The following is a 16,815-nucleotide window of genomic DNA, read 5'->3' on the forward strand; positions in this document are numbered from 1 at the left end:
GCCGCTTTTCTGCCGCTTGTGAAGGTAAACACCTATCCCTGTAGGAGCTGCCGCAGGCCTTTGCATCACTTCGCCTGGTAAATGATCCCCGGGCTGCACTGGACCATCTGGTAATGATCCGGCAAACCGTTCAGCGCTTCGGAAGCACCGAGGAACAGGTACCCACCCGGCTTCAACGTGCTGTGGATCCGCAACAGGATGTCCTTCTTCACCTCGGCGGAGAAGTAGATCAACACGTTGCGGCAGAACACGATGTCGAACTTGCCGAGGCTCGCGTAGCTGTCCAGCAGGTTGAAGGAACGGAATTCCACACGGCTCTTGATCGGCGCCTTGATCGCCCAGCGCCCCGGCCCTTTCGGGTCAAAATAACGCTGCAGGCGCTCGGGCGACAGACCGCGACCGATGGCCAGGCTGTCGTACTCTCCGGTCTTGCAGTTGTTCAGCATGGTGCCGGACAGGTCGGTGGCAATGATCTGCACGCCCATCCTCAACTGCCCCATGTTGACCCGCTCGAACTCGTCGATGGACATCGACAGCGAATAGGGTTCCTGGCCCGACGAGCACGCCGCCGACCAGATGCGCAGGCGCTGGCCGGGACTGGCCTTGATCGCTTCGGGCAGCGCCTTGTTTTTCAAGACTTCAAACGGGTAGGTGTCACGAAACCACAGGGTTTCGTTGGTGGTCATGGCATCCACCACCTGCTCGCGCAAACCGCTGCGCGGTTGGGTCTGCATGCGCTGAACCAGTTCACCCAAAGACTTGATGCCTTGCTGTTCCATCAGTTTGTTGAGACGGCTGGAGACCAGGTACTGCTTGTTTTCACCGAGCAAAATGCCACAGGCTTTTTCCAGGAATACCCGGAACTGTTCGAAATCCAAATTACCCGTAGACAATGATGCCGCCTCTTAAATCGTGTTGACTGCCAGGGGTGCGAACCCCTAGCTGATATCTGCTGCTTTGATCCGGTCGACTACCCGGGATGCCAGGTCATCAGGACGGAACTTGGCCAGGAAGTCATCGGCACCGACCTTCTTGACCATCGCCTGATTGAATACCCCCGACAACGAAGTATGCAGGATGATATGAAGCTTTTGCATGCGCGGGTCGTTGCGGATTTCCGCCGTCAGGGTGTACCCGTCCATCTCCGGCATCTCGATGTCGGAGATCATCATCAGGAACTCTTCTTCCGGCTTCTTGCCCTCGTCGACCAGTTTGCGCAGGTAGTCCAGCGCTTGCCGACCGTCGTTCAACGCCACCACTTCGACGCCCACCGTTTGCAGGCAACGCGTGACCTGCTTGCGTGCCACCGACGAGTCGTCGACCGTCAGCACGCGCAACGAAAGCGCCTTGTGCCGGGTTTCGACATCCACCACACCCACGGAAATCGCCTCCGGCGTCGGTGCCACTTCCGCCAGCACCTTCTCGACGTCGATGATCTCGACCAACTGATTGTCGACCCGCGTCACCGCCGTCAGGTAGTGATCGCGCCCGGTGCCCTTGGGCGGCGGATGGATCTCCTCCCAGTTCATGTTGACGATGCGCTCCACCGAGCGGACCAGGAATCCCTGGGTCTTGGTGTTGTACTCCGTGATGATCACGAAGGGATTGTTCTTGTCCTTCAACGCACCGGAGCCAGTCGCCATTGCCAGATCAAGGATCGGAATGGTCGCCCCCCGGATGTTCGCCACGCCGCACACGACAGGACTGGACTTGGGCATCAGCGTCAGTTTGGGGCATTGCAGCACCTCCCGAACCTTGAACACGTTGATCCCGTACAGTTGCTGGCCGTCGAGACGGAACAACAACAGCTCAAGGCGATTCTGCCCCACCAGTTGCGTGCGCTGGTTTACCGAATCCATTACACCAGCCATGCCCAGACTCCTACACCAACGCCAAGTGTTGTTGCGACGCGCCTTCATCACTAAACGGCACGGCGCTTGCTTTTTTAATCGTTATGAACAAAGAACCGACATTTTTCCGACGCCTTACCACACCCTACCGCAGATTGCTCGGCGTGCTGGCGGCTGTTTGCCTGTTCAACGCTGGCAGCCCTGCCCTTGCTGACGCGGTTACCTTGCCTGACATGCTTATCGGCGTCACTCAGGGCTTTCTTGAATTCACCGTAGAAGACTATCTGGCTACCAGTCAAACGGAAGGTCGCTACGAGATCCAGGTCAACCCGCTCGATCCGCGCATGCACATGCCCATGTGCGACAAGGAATTGACAGCCACGCTTGAGAGTCCCAAGCCGCTGGGGCGGGTTACGGTCAAGGTTCGCTGCGAGGGCGCTTCCCCCTGGACAGTGTTCGTGCCCGCTCAAGTCCGCCTGTTTCGCGAAGTCGTGACCAGCGCCCGGCCACTGCGCCGCGCCGCCATTGTCGAGCCTGGGGATGTGGTCCTGCGCGAGCGCGATATCAGCCTCATCAGCCAGGGCTACCTGACCTCCCTGGATCAGGCGATCGGGCAGCGACTGACCCGACCAATGGTCGCCGATCAGGTCATTACCCTGGTGAACATCGAACAGGCCGAAGTCATCCGCAAGGGTGATCAGGTGGTGATAACCGCCCACAGCGGTACCCTCAGCGTGCGCATGCCGGGCGAAGCGCTGTCAAACGGCAGCCTGAGCGAACAGATCCGGGTGAAAAACCTCAACTCCCAACGAGTCATCAAGGCGCAGGTCATGGCGCCGGGGCAGGTGGAAGTGTCCATGTAAGGCTCTCTGTTCATCAGAATGTGGCGCTTGCCGCGGCTGTTCCCTAGACTGTGCTCCATGCACGGCAAGCGCTGACGCGCGCAAGGTTCATTGATAAATGGGCCTAAAGTTTTCCAGGGAATGGCCGAAACCATGGCAAGCGTCCAAATTCCCAGAGGTTTTTTATCATGGTCATCGATTTCAGCCGTTTGAACAGCTCCTCGTCCCTGACGGGCAGTACACGTACCAGCGCCAGCAAGGAAAGCGCCGAGGCCGGCAAATCCGCGCCGCTGGAGTCCGCGGCCGAACAGGCCGGTACCGTCAAAAGCGGGGAATCGGTACATCTCAGCGATGAGGCTCAGCAGTTGCAGAAGGTCACTGACAAGCTGCGCGATCAGCCTGCCGTAGACAAAGCCCGCGTGGCCGAGTTGAAAGCAGCGATTGCCGATGGCAGCTATAAGGTCGACAGCAACCGTGTAGCCAGCAAACTGCTCAACTTCGAAGCCCAGCGCTAGGCCACCGCCGGCGCCAGGCTTTTGGACGCTTAAAACCCAAGGCCAGCCATGCACGACACTCATTTACTGCAACTGATCACCAACGACTTTGCTCCAGCGCAACACCTGCTGGAATTACTGCAGACCGAATCCCTCGCATTGCATGGCCGCGACATGCCATTGCTCGAGGACATCCTGGCGCAGAAACAGGCATTGGTCGTTTTACTCGAACAGCATGGCCGCAAGCGCAGTGAAATTCTCGCCAGCCTCAACCTGCCGACCAACCGTGGCGGTCTGGAGCAATTGGCCAGCCAGTCGAGCATTGGCGACCAGTTGCTGGCGCAAAGTGACGTGCTGACCGATCTCCTGGCCCAGTGCCAGGCCATCAACGCCAACAACGGCCAGTCGATCCTCACCCAGCAGGCCGCTACAGCCACCCAGCTGAAAATCCTCAACGGCGGTGAAACCCCGGCGCTTTACGATGCCAGCGGAACATTCTCCAAGCTTGCTAAGCCGCGGCCGCTCAGTCAGGCTTAGGCCGCTCGAGGAGCCCGCTCTATCCAAGACGCGAAAGATGCTGGCAAAATGCTGGCCAGTCGTAGTCAAATTTTGTCTGGAGATCGATTAACCGTGTCCAATGCCTTAAACGTGGATGATGCTCCGCAGCCACCCAAGGTGCTCTCCACGCCCTTGGAAATCTCCAGCAACCTGCGCCAGCTGCTCGAAAGCCATGACCCGCTGATCATCACGTTCCACGAGCGCAGCCAGCGCTTCCAGAGCTATCTGGTGGACCTGGACCGTGGCAGCAACATGATTGCCCTGGACGAAATGATTCCCCGTGATGGCGAGCGCTACCTGCTGGCGGGCGAGCCGTTCAGGGTCGAAGGCTTCCACGAAGGCGTACGCATTGCCTGGGAAAGCAACGGCCAATTGAACATCGACGAATCCGGCGGCAGCCGCTGCTATCGCGGCACCCTGCCCGATGAAGTGGTGTACCACCAGCGCCGTAATGCATTCCGTGCGGCACTGAAGCTGGCACAACTGGTCAACGTCAACCTCGACGGCGAAAAGCTCAAGGCCCCCATCAGCGGCAAGCTGCTGGATATTTCCGCTACCGGCTGCAAATTGCGTTTCGACGGCGACATCACTGGCAGCCTGCAACTGGGTCAGGTTTACGACCGTTTCAACGCCGACCTGCCCTTCGGCAAGATGACCGCTCCGGTCGAGTTGCGTTATCTGCACTTCGAAGAAAAGATTTCAACCACCTTCGCTGGCGTCCGCTTCCACAACATGAGCGGGTTGGTGCAGCGTCAGGTCGAACGCTTCGTCTATCAGTTGCAACGTGAAGCGCGTCGCTTCGACAAAGACGACATCTGATAGAGCGTCAACAAAAAACGGGCAGTCCCTTGCGGTGACTGCCCGTTTTTTTGTGCCCTGGATTTAAGGCCTGACCTCGGTAAAGCTCTGCTCGCGCCCCGAGTCAGGGTCTTCTGGCGGTTGATCGGTTTCAGGTTTTGATTCGGCTTCCGGTTCGGCTGGCGGCTCCGGATTCACCGGGTTGCACATCTGATCCTGCACCACCTGCTCATCGACACGCGGGTCAAGGCAGGCCACCAGCGGTGAACTCGTCATATTGTCCGGCATGGCCACGTGATGCAGTGGTGCGTCGTCGACCTGATGCAGGTTGGTCACTGCTTTCGGGCGAATCCGCCACACCAGCACCAACGCGAAGAAACTGAAGAAGGCATAGAGCATCTGGCTGCCAAACAGCTTCATCAGCACGCCTGCCACCAGCGGTCCGATACTCGCGCCAACGCCGTAGGTCACCAGCAACATTGCCGTCAGGGACACCCGGCGATCGCCTTCGACATGGTCGTTGGAGAACGCCACTGCCAATGGATACAGGCAGAACTGCACCAGCGAACAGACGAAACCGGCAATAAACAGAATCTCCAGTGGCACCTGCGGCATGATCGCCAGCGGCAGTGCAGCCAGTGCCAGGCTGAAGGCGAAACTGCGGATCAACACGGCCCGATCGTAGCGATCGGACAACCAGCCCAACGGCCACTGCACCAGCAACCCGGCAAAAATGCAGCACCCCATGAACAGACCGACCTGCTCCGTGGACAATCCCTGCTGCGAGGCATACAGCGGCGCCAGACCGTAGAACGAACCGACGATCAGGCCTGCCCCGAGCACCGTACTCAATGACTGCGGCACACGCTTGATAAAGAACCGTGGTTCCATGGGCGCCGGATGCAAGGGTGCCGGGTGAATCCGTCGGGTCAGGGCCACGGGCACCAGGCACAGGGCGAAACACAGAGCGACCAGCATCAGCAGCTCCAGCCCCAGCGCCGGGTGCATGACCAGAATCAGTTGCCCCATCACCAGGCCCAGGTAAGAGGCGATCATGTAACCGCTGAACACCACCCCCCGCTGCCTGGCTTCGGCCTGTTCGTTCAGCCAGCTCTCGATCACCATGTACTGGCACATCATGCCCAGGCCGACGATCACCCGCAGGAACAACCAGGCCGGCAGCCAATCGATCAGGCCATGACCCAACACCGCCGCGCCGACGATTCCGGCACAGGCCGAGTAGGCCCGGATATGCCCGACCCGGGCAATCAACCGGTGACCGATCTTGCCCCCCAGCACCAGGCCAAAGTAGTTGGCGGCCATCAACGCACCGACCCACAGGCTGTCGACATGGTCGGCCGCCAGGCGCAAGCCCAGGTAAGTACTCAACAGGCCCGAGCCGATCAACATCATCAGCGAGGCGAAATACAGTGCTCGAAAGGATTTCCAGATTTGGCGCATCGGCGTTCCGAGCGGCTCCTTGCAGTGAATATCGGCTACCGCTAAACGATAGCCGGATGTCGACGGATCGTCAGGCCTGGGCTGCTAAAACACGCCGTTCCCAGGGAGTAATTTCATCATGGAAACTGGACAGCTCCAGGGTCTTCGAAGCGATGTAGCCTTCGATGAATTCCGCGCCGAACAGTTCCTTGGCCAACTGGCTACGTTTCAGACGCTCAAGTGCCGCATGCAAGGTACACGGCAACGAAAGATTGTCCGGCACTTCGAATTCACCCTGGATCGGCGCGCTCGGCTCCAGCGCGTTCTCGATGCCATGCAACCCCGCCGCCAGGCTTGCGGCTATCGCCAGATACGGATTGGCATCGGCCCCCGGCAAGCGGTTCTCGACCCGACGGGCCACCGGCAAACTGGCCGGTATGCGCAGGCCGGCCGCCCGGTTGTCGTGGGACCAGCAAGCATTATTCGGTGAGGCGTATGGGTGGCACAAGCGCTGATAGGAGTTCACGTTCGGCGCAAACAATGCAGTGAAGTCGGCCATGCACGTTTGCTGACCGGCAATGAAGTGACGGAAGATGGCCGTCTCCTGCCCCGCCTCATCGCTGAACACGTTACGCCCCGAATCGATCTCGACGACGCTCTGGTGAATATGCATCGAACTGCCCGGCGTATGCGGCAACGGCTTGGCCATGCACACCACGCTCAGGCCGTGCTTGAGGGCAACTTCCTTGAGCAAGTGTTTGAACAGGAACGTCTGGTCGGCCAGCAGCAATGGATCGCCATGCAGCAGATTGATCTCGAACTGGCTGACGCCCATTTCGTGCATGAACGTATCACGAGGCAACCCTAACGCAGCCATGCACTCGTAGACTTCATTGAAAAAGGGGCGCAGCCCATTGTTGGAGCTGACGCTGAACGCCGATTGACCATCCTCCCGACGACCGTCCAGCCCCAGTGGTGGCTGAAATGCCTGGGTCGGATCGGTGTTGGGAGCGAAGACAAAAAATTCGAGCTCGGTAGCCACGACTGGCGCCAGGCCGCGGGCTGCGTAACGGGCAATCACAGCCTTGAGTTGACCGCGGGTCGACAGGTTGGAACTGGTGGTGGTACCCAGTTCATTTGCGTCACAAATGGCGAAGGCCCGCGGCGGATTGCTCCAGGGCAGACGGTGGATTTGTGCAGGGTCCGGGATCAGCGCCAGGTCGCCATCATCGCTGCCGTAAAACCGTGCCGGCGGATATCCGCCCATGATGCATTGCAGCAGCACGCCCCGCGCCATCTGCAAACGTCGACCGTCGAGAACCCCCTCGCAGGTCATCACTTTGCCCCGTGGTACGCCGTTCAAATCCGGCGTGACACATTCAACTTCATCAATGCCCGTCAATCGCTGCGCGAGTGAACTCAGGCCAACGGTCGTCATGACGCTATCCTTGTTATTGCACGGGCCGCGAACGGCGACCGTACAAAATAGGCTCCGCGTGTTCGGAATTTCAAGCAGCGTTGAAAAATATGCTGCCGGTCAGGGCAGGTAAAGACGGAACACCCCACCGCCCAACGGTCCGCCATTGCCGATTTCGGTGCGCCCGCCGACGCCATTGCGTTGATGCAACGCGGCAATTCGCCCGGCGAAGTACAGGCCCAGCCCGGTGCTGCCGGTGCTTTGATTGATGCCCTGCACGTAATCGGCCTGACGCTCGATCATCCGCGCCGGATACCCCTGGCCATCGTCATTGATGGTCAACACCAGTTGCCCGGCTTCGTCGCTGACGCTGATCAGAACGGCATGCCGTGCAAAGCGAATCGCATTGTTTATGCAGTTGGCCAATACCGACGCGATCAGCTCACGGTCGAAGAAACCCAGCGGGCTCAGCGGGTCCACTTCATAGGTGGCCATGATGCCGCGGCTGGCGAACACCTCCTGATGGCAAGCCAGTTGCGCTTCGATGAAGTCGTCCAGCTCATGGTAGGCCGGCTGCAACGGCATCTGGTTGACGCCGAGCTTATACAGCCCCAGCAACTGCACCAGCATGCCGTTGAGGTGGGCGAACTCGAAGTCGATCACGCCCCGCTCCGGCGTCTGCTGCGCCGACTCCGGCAATCGCGCCAGCCACTGGCTGTGGGCCTGCATCAGCATGGCCAGCGAGTTCTTCATGTCGTGCACGGTAGAGGCGATCACCGTGGAGAAATCCAGTGACTGTTGGTTGTCGTTCATTGGCCAAACGCCTTGCTTTTCAGCTTCTGGTAACGCGGATAGCGCGCATCGGAGTCGGGCATCAGGCCGACCATTTTCAGGCAGGCCCGGCAATCTTCCAGCTCCGCCGAAGGAACGCTGGTATCGGTGCCGTGCAACAACGACTGCGCCAGGTTCAGGGCGATACTGATGTTCTTCGGCTGCATCGCCAGGGCTTTGCGGAACGCCTGCCGGGCTTCCACCAGATTGCCGGTCTTGTACACGCGCACGCCCTGACGGTTGAGTTCCGCGGCGGCGTTGCCGGAATTGAGGATGCTCGGGTCGTCGGTCTGCTTGGCGATGTCCTTCATGACCACCGGATCGTCGCCGTAAATTTCCACGCAGTTTTTCAGCATCGCGGTGCCGGCTTCGGTCTGCCCAAGCATTTTCAGCTGCTTGGCCACCAGCAGGGCCGCTTCGGCGCTCATGAATTGCTCCATGCCATCGAGGCGCAACAGGGCCTGCTCGGTGAGCTTGTCGGCGGTTTCCGCATCGTTGATCAACAGGCTGGTGGCCTTCATCAAGCGCGCACGAATCTGCAGGCCAGGGTCGCCAGGGTTGTCCTTGGCCACTGCGCTCAGCGTGGTATTGATTTCCAGTCGAGTGCGGGTATCCAGCCCCCTGTCGCGACCCTTGCTGATCAAGGCGTGAGCCAGGCCGAGGTTACTTTCAGGATCCTTGAAACGTGATTGCGCGCCTTGGGCCACAGCCTGGCGATAGGCTTTGGAGGCGGTGTCGAAGTCCTCGTTGGTCATCGCCAGCTTACCGAGCAACGCCTGGCGACGCACCGCCAGCGGCGACAGGCGAATCGCCTCCTCCAGGACGCGCTGCGCACCCTTGGTGTCCCCTTCGGCGACCAGTACGTCAGCCATGCCGTCATACAGCGACGGCATCATCGGGAAAACTTTCAGGGCTTTTTCGTAAATGCCTTTGGCCTGCCCGACCTGACCTCGCTTGAACAGCAGCTTGCCCAACCCGGCAAACGCCCATGGCAATGGACGGTCGGCGATGATGCCGTCGTACAGCCGCTCCAGCGCTTCGTTCTGATTGAGGTCGCACAGGGCGTCGGCGCGATAGCGCAGGCACAACGGCGAGTAACGGATATCTTGTTTGCACAGGGCGATGCAGGCGCTTAGCACCTCCATCGGCTTGCCTCGATCGAGGGCCTGCAGGATCGGCTTGAGCAGGGTCTTACGCTGCTCCAGGCGCTCCAGGCGCTGGGCCAGGCTGGAACGGTTGAACGGCTTGGTCAGGTAGGCATCGGGCTCGTGCTCCAGCGCACTGAGCACCATGGCCTGGCTGGTTTCGGCGGTGACCATGACGAACACCGCTTCATGGCTGATCAGCTTTTCTTCCATCAGGTCTTCGAGTACCTGCTGGCCGTTCTTCTTGCCGTCACCCAGATGAAAGTCCTGCAGGATGAAGTCGTATTGCTTCTGCGAGCACATTTTCAGCGCCTGCTCGCCGGTATCGGCAGTGTCCACTTCCTTGACGCCCAGTTCGCGCAGCATCGACCTGACCGAACTGCGGAAGTCCGAGAAATCATCGACGATCAGAAAACGCTTTTGGTGATACGACAGCATCGAAGATTTCCAGGCAATTTAAGAAGAAGAACCCAAAGACAAATACACGGACGGACTCAGCTTCGCAGCCCTTGATTTGGCGCGCAGATGATAGCTGGTAGCCCTTAGCCATCAAACACCTTCTCATTGCCAATCAGCATATGCATTGACCGCGAGAGACGAAGAAGCTCGTAACTGTCCGGGTTATCGGCCAGCCATGGCATTCCCTTGAGAACCTGCCCCAATGCTCACTCTGAATATGTGAAGGCGTTACTGAAAACGAGACTTCGCGCACAAAAAAGTGCTGATAAATGAACGTCGGCAAATGCCGGGCCCGTCCTGCCGACCCAGCACACGAGTTTGCCGGACGCATACGCGGTGGCGCGGGCATCAGTTGCTATTTCGAACCCGCAGGACGGGAGCGGCCAGTGCTTTTCACTGATTTCGCCAAGCTCTGACTTGCAGGTGGCTCGGCCAGGCAGGCTTCGCCGATAAATTGACTAAATCGAAACTAGCACTCCTAACTGCACACCACTCGTCGATTAATTGACGATTCTGATCAGTATCAGACTTTGGTCGCAGGTCAACTGTGGCGAGTCTAAAACCTTGATTTTCGAGGGTTACCCCCCCTCCTTGAAAACATCGGTCAGGCCTACCCGTACCGGGCCTGTATCGAGGACTGACGGATGGTCAGGCTAGTAGCGCTCCGGGCTGACCTAGACTCCGTTGAGAGGCGCGCGGGAGCACATCATCATGCGTATTCCATTGATAATTATTCGTATTTACTTTCTCTCTCGGGCTTTGCCTGCCTTTTGTAAACGTTCGCCCTCCCTGCCGCTGCTGTTGATGGATATGGCCCAAGGGCCGGTGGTTGCCAATGCCTGGGCGGGCACCATCACAGCCTCCCCGCGTTCAAACTTGTCCTTCAATCGCAGCGACACAGCGAGCAAGTTGCTGATCCAGGAAGGCGAGCGGGTGGAGGCCATCGCTGGTTTTTCAAGGGGGTCAGGAAGATGATCACTGACCAGGAAAAACCAATAGGCGTGATGTTGATCGATTGTCGCCCCCTCGTGCTTAAGGGCCTTCACGACTTGATTGATGCCAGAAAACCCCGGATGGAAGTGACAGGCCAGGCCACCACCTATACCCATGCGCTGGATCTTGCCGATCAGTTACGGCCCAATGTCATTTTTTTCAGTTTCTTTCCGGATGCTCTGAATCCTCTGGATGTCGTCGCGGGACTCAGCCGTAACGTTGAAATGAAAGTGCTGCTGCTCAAGGGCCTGTACGAAGCCGTTCCCGCTGCCCAAGCGATAGAGGCTGGCGCTCGCGGCATCGTGCTGGCGGAAGACCCGACGGAATCGATTGTCCAGGCCATCCTCAAGGTCCACCATAGCGACATTGCAATGGATAGAGCCTGGGCTGGCGGCCTTTCCGGCTATTCTGCGAGCGGGCATATACCCTTGAAATGCAATCTGGAGCGGGCGAAACAGGCGCGGTTGACGCTACGTGAGAGAGAACTGATCTGCGCCATCGTGGGCGAACCGTCCGCCAAATATGTGAGCATCGCCGGGCGCCTGGGGATCAGCGAGCACACCGTGCACAACCACCTCAGCAACATCTATCAAAAGCTTGATCTCATCAACCGCATCGACTTGCTGATGTATGCGCTGAAACACGGGCTCACCAACAAAAAAGCACCGCCCAACTCCGCCTGGGTGGAACTGGATTGAATTTCAAGTCAATACAAGACGGTCTGCCCCTCACTTTCGGGGGTAGGCCGTCACCCTGTCGCCGGCCTTGGCGGTGAATGTATCGCCCAGGACGCTGTAGACCAGCGCCACCCCGCCCGAGCTCAGCGCCAGCAAGCCGCTGGTGTTACTCGACAGGGCATAGCTCAGCGGCGTGTCGGTGCCGAGCAAACCATCGGCGCCTGCAGAGGCCGCGGTGAGCAGAAACGTCGCGCCTGCCGAGTCGTCGGGATTCACGTACCACGAGGTCGTAACACTGCCGTTGACTTGGCCGTCGAGATCGCCGGCGGCGCCGTCGGTCACGGACCAGGGCTCGTGCCCCTCGCCCGTGTCGGTATCGAGCACATCGTCGGACGTGCCCCATACGCTATCCGCGCCGGCACCGACGGCGTGGTCCACTTCGAGCGTCACTGTGCTGCCGGCGGCGAAGCCGCTGGCCGTGATGATGGCGGTGCTGCCGAGGGCATAGTCTCTAAGGTCGGTGGTGACGAACGGAGTGTATAGGCGGGGGAGCTGCAAAAAATATGGTGTCCCAGGGCAGGTTCGAACTGCCAACCTTCCCCTTAGGAGGGGGATGCTCTATCCAATTGAGCTACTGAGACACAAGTCGGACGCGAAGAAACGCGGCGCGATGGACGGCGTGCATGTTAACGGCCGGGCTGGCTTTTGTCATGTCGTCCGTAGGCTTTTTAAGTGTAGGCAGACACCTCTGCCGGGCGCGGACTTGTTTACCGTGCAAATTGCATCACCGCAAAAAAAATCATTGCAAAATGCAAGACAGGGCTTTCGCGAAAATAAGTTAATTCATTGTTTTTAAAGAATTTAATTGTCGATAGACTCTGGCATGCGAGCTGCCTCAACTGTTCTCGCAGAACAATGGAGGCCCGCCTCATGAACAGCGCCCTTTTACTCTCGAATGCAATTGTCCTGACGGTTTTGCCGGGTTTTCATTTTACCCCCGAGAGCGGTGCTACGCAGGTTGCCCAGCGAATGCCGCATTCCCTTCAACTGCAGAAAGCGCCGCAGTTGGCGGTGATGAGCGACCAGTACAGCTTTATCAGCCAGGAAAACATCCTGGTGCCGGCTCCGTCTGCCGAACGTTTGGCATTTTGAATGACCCTCACCAGGAGCACAGCATGTCCAGATCAGCCGCGAGTTTCTTCATCCTCGCCTTGTTGAGCGGCATTTTTCATCTGGCATTGACCCAGGACATGGTCGTCACCCTCCCCCTGATCGCCTGTGGTGTATTCAGCGCGTTGTTCGTGCTCGCATTGATTGCCGGGCGCAAGATCAAGTTTGATCCGGTGCTGCGTTAATCCTGGCTTGGCAGATCCGGTGCAAGGGTCTGCCATCCATCCTGAATCCCCCTCTCTAAACGACTTCCCCTAGTAAATCGGCCATTTGCCACTATTCTGTAAAAGGCAAGGAACAGGGATCGAGTCCACTTTCTCCTGACCGTCAGAAACCTTTCGTCGGGCGGAGAAAGCGCTAAGCGATACGGCCCGGTCGAACTTTTCAAACCAGTCTGCATTTCTGATAATTGGTGCTGGCAGAAAGCCTTTATACAGTTCAATATTTGTCACAGAATTGACGCCAAGGATCTGGCTGGTTTGAGGCATGATGCGCGCCTCTATCAATTCAGGTTGAACATTTGGTCAGAGCGCTTGTCCTACCAGACATCCTGCGGCCAATCCCGAAAACCGCTCCCCTGAACTAACCGGTTAAATATATGCGCCCATTGAAACAGGCAGTTTATTCCAGCCGTACGGCTGACAAGTTCGTCGTACGTCTGCCAGACGGAATGCGTGAACGCATTGCCGAGGTGGCTCGCAATCATCATCGCAGCATGAACTCCGAAATCATTGCGCGCCTTGAGCAGAGTCTTATTCAGGAAGGCGCACTGGGAGAAGAGTTGAGCATGCGCCTGGACAGCCCGGAGCTTTCCTTGCACGAACGGGAACTGCTGCAGCGCTTCCGCCAACTCTCCCATCGTCAGCAGAACGCCCTGGTTTCGCTGATCGCCCATGACGCTGAAATGGCCGCCGACGCGTCCTGATTCAGCCAGAAAGCTCAAGCCAGTCTGATCGCTGGCTTTTTTTTGCCTGAAATTCAGGCACAAAAAAACCCGCCAAATGGCGGGTTTTCAATGAACAGGACATCAGAGCAAGAAGATTGTCGCCAGCCCGAGGAAGATGAAAAAGCCTCCGCTGTCGGTCATGGCAGTAATCATCACACTGGCACCCATTGCCGGATCGCGCCCCATCTTTGCCAGGGTCATCGGGATCAAAACCCCCATCAACGCGGCCAGTAGCAAGTTGAGCGTCATCGCGGCGGTCATCACCACGCCCAATGACCAACTGCCATAGAGCAGGTAGGCAACCACACCAATCACCCCGCCCCAGATCACGCCGTTGATCAACGCGACTGCCAATTCTTTGCGCATCAGGCGCGAGGTGTTGCCGGTGCTCACCTGGTCCAGCGCCATGGCCCGAACAATCATGGTGATGGTCTGGTTACCCGAGTTACCACCGATCCCCGCCACGATCGGCATCAAAGCCGCAAGCGCCACGAGCTTCTCGATCGAACCTTCAAACAAACCGATGACCCGAGAAGCCACGAACGCGGTAATCAGGTTGATCGCCAGCCAGGCCCAACGGTTACGCAGGGATTTCCAGACCGACGCAAAAATATCTTCTTCTTCACGCAGACCCGCCATGTTGAGAACTTCGCTTTCGCTCTCTTCACGGATCAGGTCGACCATTTCATCGATGGTCAGACGGCCGATCAGCTTGCCGTTCTTGTCGACCACGGGCGCGGAGATCAAGTCATAACGCTCGAACGCCTGGGCCGCATCGTAGGCGTCTTCGTCCGGATGGAAACTCACCGGATCGCTGGCCATTACCTCGGAAACCTGTTTGTCCGGATCGTTGACCAGCAAACGCTTGATCGGCAACACGCCCTTGAGGACGCCGTCGTAATCGACCACGAACAGTTTGTCGGTGTGGCCCGGCAACTCCTTGAGACGACGCAGATAACGCAAGACCACTTCAAGGCTGACATCCTCGCGGATGGTCACCATCTCGAAGTCCATCAGCGCACCGACCTGTTCCTCATCGTAGGACAGTGCCGAACGCACGCGCTCGCGTTGTTGCTGGTCGAGGGTCTCCATGAGCTCATGGACGACGTCTCGCGGCAGCTCGGAGGCCAGGTCAGCGAGTTCGTCGGCATCCATGTCCTTGGCCGCTGCCAGGAGCTCGTGATCGTCCATGTCGGCGATCAGCGATTCACGAACCGAATCGGATACTTCAAGAAGGATGTCGCCGTCGCGATCGGCCTTGACCAGTTGCCAGAGCGTCAGACGATCGTCCAGCGGCAAGGCTTCAAGGATGTAGGCGACGTCGGCGGAGTGCAGGTCATCGAGCTTGCGTTGCAACTCGACAAGGTTCTGCCGGTGGACCAGGTTCTCGACCCGGTCATGATGCGGGCCTTCCTGGCGGTGAGTCAGGTCTTCTACCACTCGCTGGCGCTGCAGCAACTCAACCACCTGAGCCAGGCGATCCTGCAAGCTTTCCTGCGTTTTCTTTACTTCAACATCGGACATAGGCGAACTCCACTCCCAGCAGCGGGGCACGCCGGAAGGATCAATCAGTCAATTCATGATTGGTGAAACGGGGTACTGAGTAACTACTGGGTAAGTCCATGGAGGTATTCCACAAGCCCCGGCGGGGCTGACGGGCGCAATGATACACCGCCTGACGGTTTTAAACGTTAAAAAATCTTGGCTGAAACAAGCGCTTGCACAACAAACTTAAGCATCGTCCTGATCCACAAAAATGCGACGACGTATTCTGAAAAGAAAACACACCACCCTTCGAAAATTGTAGCCGCTACCCTTGAAAAGGAACGTCATGGAGGACGCCTGATGCCATCAGTTGCACAATTCTTTTTACTGCTCGGTCTGGTCAGCCCCCTGCCCCTGGCGCTCGCCACCACCGTTCAGCGCTGCGAGGCGGCCAATGGGCGCATTACCTTCACCACACTGAGTTGTGCCGTGGGAGAAAGCGTTTCACTTCAGGACATCCGCGCCTTTACACCCGGCAGCACGATGGCGCTTATGCCGCCAGCCGAACCCCGTGAAACATCAGGAATGAAAATCCCAAGGAAAGAGCCGACCGTGGTCGGTCAGGCGCAGGACAAGTGTGGAAACCTGATCAGTGCCAGGGAGCGCCGAGAGGCGATCATCAATCAGCGAGTGGTCGCCGGCATGAGCCAGCAAGACGTCGAAAGCGCCCTCGGCAAGCCGGACAAGATCAGTATTCGCAATTCAACCACGAGCTACCGCTACGACACCCTGCGAGGTCGCAGTGCACAGGTGGAGTTCGACGAGAGGGGATGCACGAAAGGAAAAGCCAAATCCCGGACGGCAAAAAGCCCGCATTAGATGCGGGCTTTCTGTTGTATGGTGCACTCGACAGGATTCGAACCTGTGACCGCTCGGTTCGTAGCCGAGTACTCTATCCAGCTGAGCTACGAGTGCATTTTGTGTTTTTAGACCAGACCACAACTGGTTGAAGCCAAGTTACTTGCATTACTGCAACTAACTCTTAAATGGTGCACTCGACAGGATTCGAACCTGTGACCGCTCGGTTCGTAGCCGAGTACTCTATCCAGCTGAGCTACGAGTGCATTTGTTGCCGCGCATTATAGGCCGTCTAATCTCTATGTCAAGCACTTTTTCTAGTAATTTCAACAACTTACCGAAGAAGCCAGATTACAACGTACTACGCAAATAATGGCGGAGAACGGGGGATTCGAACCCCCGACACCCTTTTGAGGTGTACTCCCTTAGCAGGGGAGCGCCTTCGGCCACTCGGCCAGCTCTCCGCAACACGGGGCGTATATTAACCAGCTTCTTCCCCGTTTGCAAACATAAAAAACGATAAAAATTAATGGCTTGGTTCTTCGTCCTTCTCTTTCTTGATACGCAGGTAAATTTCTTCCCGGTGAACAGCCACCTCTTTGGGGGCATTAACACCGATGCGCACTTGATTTCCTTTGACGCCGAGCACGGTCACGGTGATTTCGCCATCACCAATAATCAGGCTTTCTGCGCACCGACGAGTCAGAATCAGCATACCTTTCTCCTCACGCATTACATTTCAGGGACAACAGTCTGCAAAAAAAAGGCACTCGACCCACAACCGGAGCGGTCGCAGCCCTACATGCCTGAGTATTGACTAGCGCGAGCAAAAGAACAGGCTCGAGGGTCACG

The 16,815-nt window shown here is 57.9% G+C and carries 20 protein-coding genes and 4 tRNA genes; 10 read left to right on the forward strand and 14 right to left on the reverse strand.

The window, feature by feature from the left end:
• Positions 1-65 precede the first annotated feature (65 nt).
• Positions 66-893, reverse strand: a complete 828-nt coding sequence (cheR, locus tag AC1D1M_RS08240) for a protein-glutamate O-methyltransferase CheR (protein ID WP_477775247.1) — start codon at positions 891-893, stop codon at positions 66-68.
• A 45-nt stretch (positions 894-938) separates the two neighbouring features.
• Entirely contained in the window at positions 939-1,871 is a 933-nt protein-coding gene (locus AC1D1M_RS08245; protein ID WP_477752839.1) for a chemotaxis protein CheV, read from the reverse strand.
• 83 nt (positions 1,872-1,954) lie between these two features.
• Here AC1D1M_RS08245 and flgA point away from each other — a divergent pair, with 83 nt between their 5' ends.
• From flgA to AC1D1M_RS08265, 4 genes are all read left to right on the forward strand, one after another.
• On the forward strand, positions 1,955-2,713 hold the full coding sequence (gene flgA / locus AC1D1M_RS08250; protein WP_477775248.1) for a flagellar basal body P-ring formation chaperone FlgA: 759 nt from the start codon (positions 1,955-1,957) through the stop codon (positions 2,711-2,713).
• A gap of 167 nt (positions 2,714-2,880) precedes the next feature.
• Positions 2,881-3,207, forward strand: a complete 327-nt coding sequence (flgM, locus tag AC1D1M_RS08255; RefSeq protein ID WP_477775249.1) for a flagellar biosynthesis anti-sigma factor FlgM — start codon at positions 2,881-2,883, stop codon at positions 3,205-3,207.
• 48 nt (positions 3,208-3,255) lie between these two features.
• A complete protein-coding gene (locus AC1D1M_RS08260) occupies positions 3,256-3,723 on the forward strand; it encodes a flagella synthesis protein FlgN (RefSeq protein ID WP_477775250.1) in 468 nt (155 codons plus the stop codon).
• 93 nt (positions 3,724-3,816) lie between these two features.
• Positions 3,817-4,563, forward strand: coding sequence for a flagellar brake protein (locus tag AC1D1M_RS08265; protein ID WP_477775251.1), 747 nt, complete (start codon positions 3,817-3,819; stop codon positions 4,561-4,563).
• Positions 4,564-4,626: 63 nt separating this feature from the next.
• Here the strand turns inward: AC1D1M_RS08265 and AC1D1M_RS08270 are convergent, their stop codons facing one another.
• The 4 genes from AC1D1M_RS08270 to AC1D1M_RS08285 form a co-directional block, all read right to left on the reverse strand.
• Entirely contained in the window at positions 4,627-6,003 is a 1,377-nt protein-coding gene (locus AC1D1M_RS08270) for an MFS transporter (RefSeq protein ID WP_477775252.1), read from the reverse strand.
• 70 nt (positions 6,004-6,073) lie between these two features.
• Positions 6,074-7,318 carry a glutamine synthetase family protein gene (locus AC1D1M_RS08275; protein ID WP_477775277.1) on the reverse strand — a complete coding sequence of 415 codons (1,245 nt, stop codon included), beginning with the start codon at positions 7,316-7,318 and terminating at the stop codon, positions 6,074-6,076.
• A gap of 201 nt (positions 7,319-7,519) precedes the next feature.
• Entirely contained in the window at positions 7,520-8,212 is a 693-nt protein-coding gene (locus AC1D1M_RS08280; protein WP_477775253.1) for a sensor histidine kinase, read from the reverse strand.
• Positions 8,209-9,813: a response regulator gene (locus AC1D1M_RS08285; protein ID WP_477775254.1), complete on the reverse strand. Its 1,605-nt coding sequence runs from the start codon at positions 9,811-9,813 to the stop codon at positions 8,209-8,211. The genes AC1D1M_RS08280 and AC1D1M_RS08285 overlap by 4 nt, the downstream gene beginning before the upstream one ends.
• Before the next feature lie 732 nt (positions 9,814-10,545).
• Between AC1D1M_RS08285 and AC1D1M_RS08290 the strand changes: the two genes are divergently transcribed.
• On the forward strand, positions 10,546-10,809 hold the full coding sequence (locus tag AC1D1M_RS08290; RefSeq protein WP_477775255.1) for a hypothetical protein: 264 nt from the start codon (positions 10,546-10,548) through the stop codon (positions 10,807-10,809).
• Positions 10,806-11,525: a response regulator transcription factor gene (locus AC1D1M_RS08295; RefSeq protein WP_477775256.1), complete on the forward strand. Its 720-nt coding sequence runs from the start codon at positions 10,806-10,808 to the stop codon at positions 11,523-11,525. The genes AC1D1M_RS08290 and AC1D1M_RS08295 overlap by 4 nt, the downstream gene beginning before the upstream one ends.
• Before the next feature lie 30 nt (positions 11,526-11,555).
• Here the strand turns inward: AC1D1M_RS08295 and AC1D1M_RS08300 are convergent, their stop codons facing one another.
• Positions 11,556-12,062, reverse strand: coding sequence for a hypothetical protein (locus AC1D1M_RS08300; RefSeq protein WP_477775257.1), 507 nt, complete (start codon positions 12,060-12,062; stop codon positions 11,556-11,558).
• A 6-nt stretch (positions 12,063-12,068) separates the two neighbouring features.
• A tRNA-Arg gene (locus AC1D1M_RS08305) sits at positions 12,069-12,145 on the reverse strand.
• A gap of 289 nt (positions 12,146-12,434) precedes the next feature.
• On the opposite strand from AC1D1M_RS08305, the gene AC1D1M_RS08310 reads away from it, so the two are divergent.
• A complete protein-coding gene (locus AC1D1M_RS08310; RefSeq protein ID WP_477775258.1) occupies positions 12,435-12,656 on the forward strand; it encodes a hypothetical protein in 222 nt (73 codons plus the stop codon).
• A gap of 23 nt (positions 12,657-12,679) precedes the next feature.
• Positions 12,680-12,859, forward strand: a complete 180-nt coding sequence (locus AC1D1M_RS08315) for a PA3371 family protein (protein ID WP_477775259.1) — start codon at positions 12,680-12,682, stop codon at positions 12,857-12,859.
• Positions 12,860-12,928: 69 nt separating this feature from the next.
• Here the strand turns inward: AC1D1M_RS08315 and AC1D1M_RS08320 are convergent, their stop codons facing one another.
• Positions 12,929-13,162, reverse strand: coding sequence for a hypothetical protein (locus AC1D1M_RS08320; protein ID WP_477775281.1), 234 nt, complete (start codon positions 13,160-13,162; stop codon positions 12,929-12,931).
• Positions 13,163-13,272: 110 nt separating this feature from the next.
• On the opposite strand from AC1D1M_RS08320, the gene AC1D1M_RS08325 reads away from it, so the two are divergent.
• A complete protein-coding gene (locus tag AC1D1M_RS08325) occupies positions 13,273-13,599 on the forward strand; it encodes an Arc family DNA-binding protein (protein WP_077048487.1) in 327 nt (108 codons plus the stop codon).
• Positions 13,600-13,701: 102 nt separating this feature from the next.
• Here the strand turns inward: AC1D1M_RS08325 and mgtE are convergent, their stop codons facing one another.
• Complete coding sequence (gene mgtE, locus AC1D1M_RS08330; RefSeq protein ID WP_103397747.1) at positions 13,702-15,144, reverse strand: magnesium transporter; 1,443 nt, start codon at positions 15,142-15,144, stop codon at positions 13,702-13,704.
• 321 nt (positions 15,145-15,465) lie between these two features.
• Between mgtE and AC1D1M_RS08335 the strand changes: the two genes are divergently transcribed.
• Positions 15,466-15,984, forward strand: a complete 519-nt coding sequence (locus AC1D1M_RS08335; protein WP_477775278.1) for a cell envelope protein SmpA — start codon at positions 15,466-15,468, stop codon at positions 15,982-15,984.
• A gap of 19 nt (positions 15,985-16,003) precedes the next feature.
• Here the strand turns inward: AC1D1M_RS08335 and AC1D1M_RS08340 are convergent.
• The 4 genes from AC1D1M_RS08340 to csrA all read right to left on the reverse strand — a co-directional run bounded on the left by AC1D1M_RS08340 (position 16,004) and on the right by csrA (position 16,678).
• Positions 16,004-16,080: transfer RNA gene (locus AC1D1M_RS08340), tRNA-Arg, on the reverse strand.
• A 72-nt stretch (positions 16,081-16,152) separates the two neighbouring features.
• Positions 16,153-16,229: transfer RNA gene (locus AC1D1M_RS08345), tRNA-Arg, on the reverse strand.
• A gap of 107 nt (positions 16,230-16,336) precedes the next feature.
• Positions 16,337-16,427 (reverse strand) — tRNA-Ser (locus AC1D1M_RS08350).
• A gap of 62 nt (positions 16,428-16,489) precedes the next feature.
• Positions 16,490-16,678, reverse strand: a complete 189-nt coding sequence (gene csrA / locus AC1D1M_RS08355; RefSeq protein WP_002554426.1) for a carbon storage regulator CsrA — start codon at positions 16,676-16,678, stop codon at positions 16,490-16,492.
• Positions 16,679-16,815: the final 137 nt, after the last annotated feature.

The sequence above is a fragment of the Pseudomonas sp. P1_F7 genome, from assembly GCF_056405655.1.

Coding starts and splice junctions, on each gene's coding strand:
- AC1D1M_RS08245 (WP_477752839.1), bottom strand. CDS start 1,871: ATGGCTGGTGTAATGGATTCGGTAAACCAGCGCACGCAACTGGTGGGG.
- flgA (WP_477775248.1), top strand. CDS start 1,955: ATGAACAAAGAACCGACATTTTTCCGACGCCTTACCACACCCTACCGC.
- flgM (WP_477775249.1), top strand. CDS start 2,881: ATGGTCATCGATTTCAGCCGTTTGAACAGCTCCTCGTCCCTGACGGGC.
- AC1D1M_RS08260 (WP_477775250.1), top strand. CDS start 3,256: ATGCACGACACTCATTTACTGCAACTGATCACCAACGACTTTGCTCCA.
- AC1D1M_RS08270 (WP_477775252.1), bottom strand. CDS start 6,003: ATGCGCCAAATCTGGAAATCCTTTCGAGCACTGTATTTCGCCTCGCTG.
- AC1D1M_RS08275 (WP_477775277.1), bottom strand. CDS start 7,318: ATGACCTGCGAGGGGGTTCTCGACGGTCGACGTTTGCAGATGGCGCGG.
- AC1D1M_RS08280 (WP_477775253.1), bottom strand. CDS start 8,212: ATGAACGACAACCAACAGTCACTGGATTTCTCCACGGTGATCGCCTCT.
- AC1D1M_RS08285 (WP_477775254.1), bottom strand. CDS start 9,813: ATGCTGTCGTATCACCAAAAGCGTTTTCTGATCGTCGATGATTTCTCG.
- AC1D1M_RS08290 (WP_477775255.1), top strand. CDS start 10,546: ATGCGTATTCCATTGATAATTATTCGTATTTACTTTCTCTCTCGGGCT.
- AC1D1M_RS08295 (WP_477775256.1), top strand. CDS start 10,806: ATGATCACTGACCAGGAAAAACCAATAGGCGTGATGTTGATCGATTGT.
- AC1D1M_RS08310 (WP_477775258.1), top strand. CDS start 12,435: ATGAACAGCGCCCTTTTACTCTCGAATGCAATTGTCCTGACGGTTTTG.
- AC1D1M_RS08315 (WP_477775259.1), top strand. CDS start 12,680: ATGTCCAGATCAGCCGCGAGTTTCTTCATCCTCGCCTTGTTGAGCGGC.
- AC1D1M_RS08320 (WP_477775281.1), bottom strand. CDS start 13,162: ATGCCTCAAACCAGCCAGATCCTTGGCGTCAATTCTGTGACAAATATT.
- AC1D1M_RS08325 (WP_077048487.1), top strand. CDS start 13,273: ATGCGCCCATTGAAACAGGCAGTTTATTCCAGCCGTACGGCTGACAAG.
- mgtE (WP_103397747.1), bottom strand. CDS start 15,144: ATGTCCGATGTTGAAGTAAAGAAAACGCAGGAAAGCTTGCAGGATCGC.
- AC1D1M_RS08335 (WP_477775278.1), top strand. CDS start 15,466: ATGCCATCAGTTGCACAATTCTTTTTACTGCTCGGTCTGGTCAGCCCC.
- csrA (WP_002554426.1), bottom strand. CDS start 16,678: ATGCTGATTCTGACTCGTCGGTGCGCAGAAAGCCTGATTATTGGTGAT.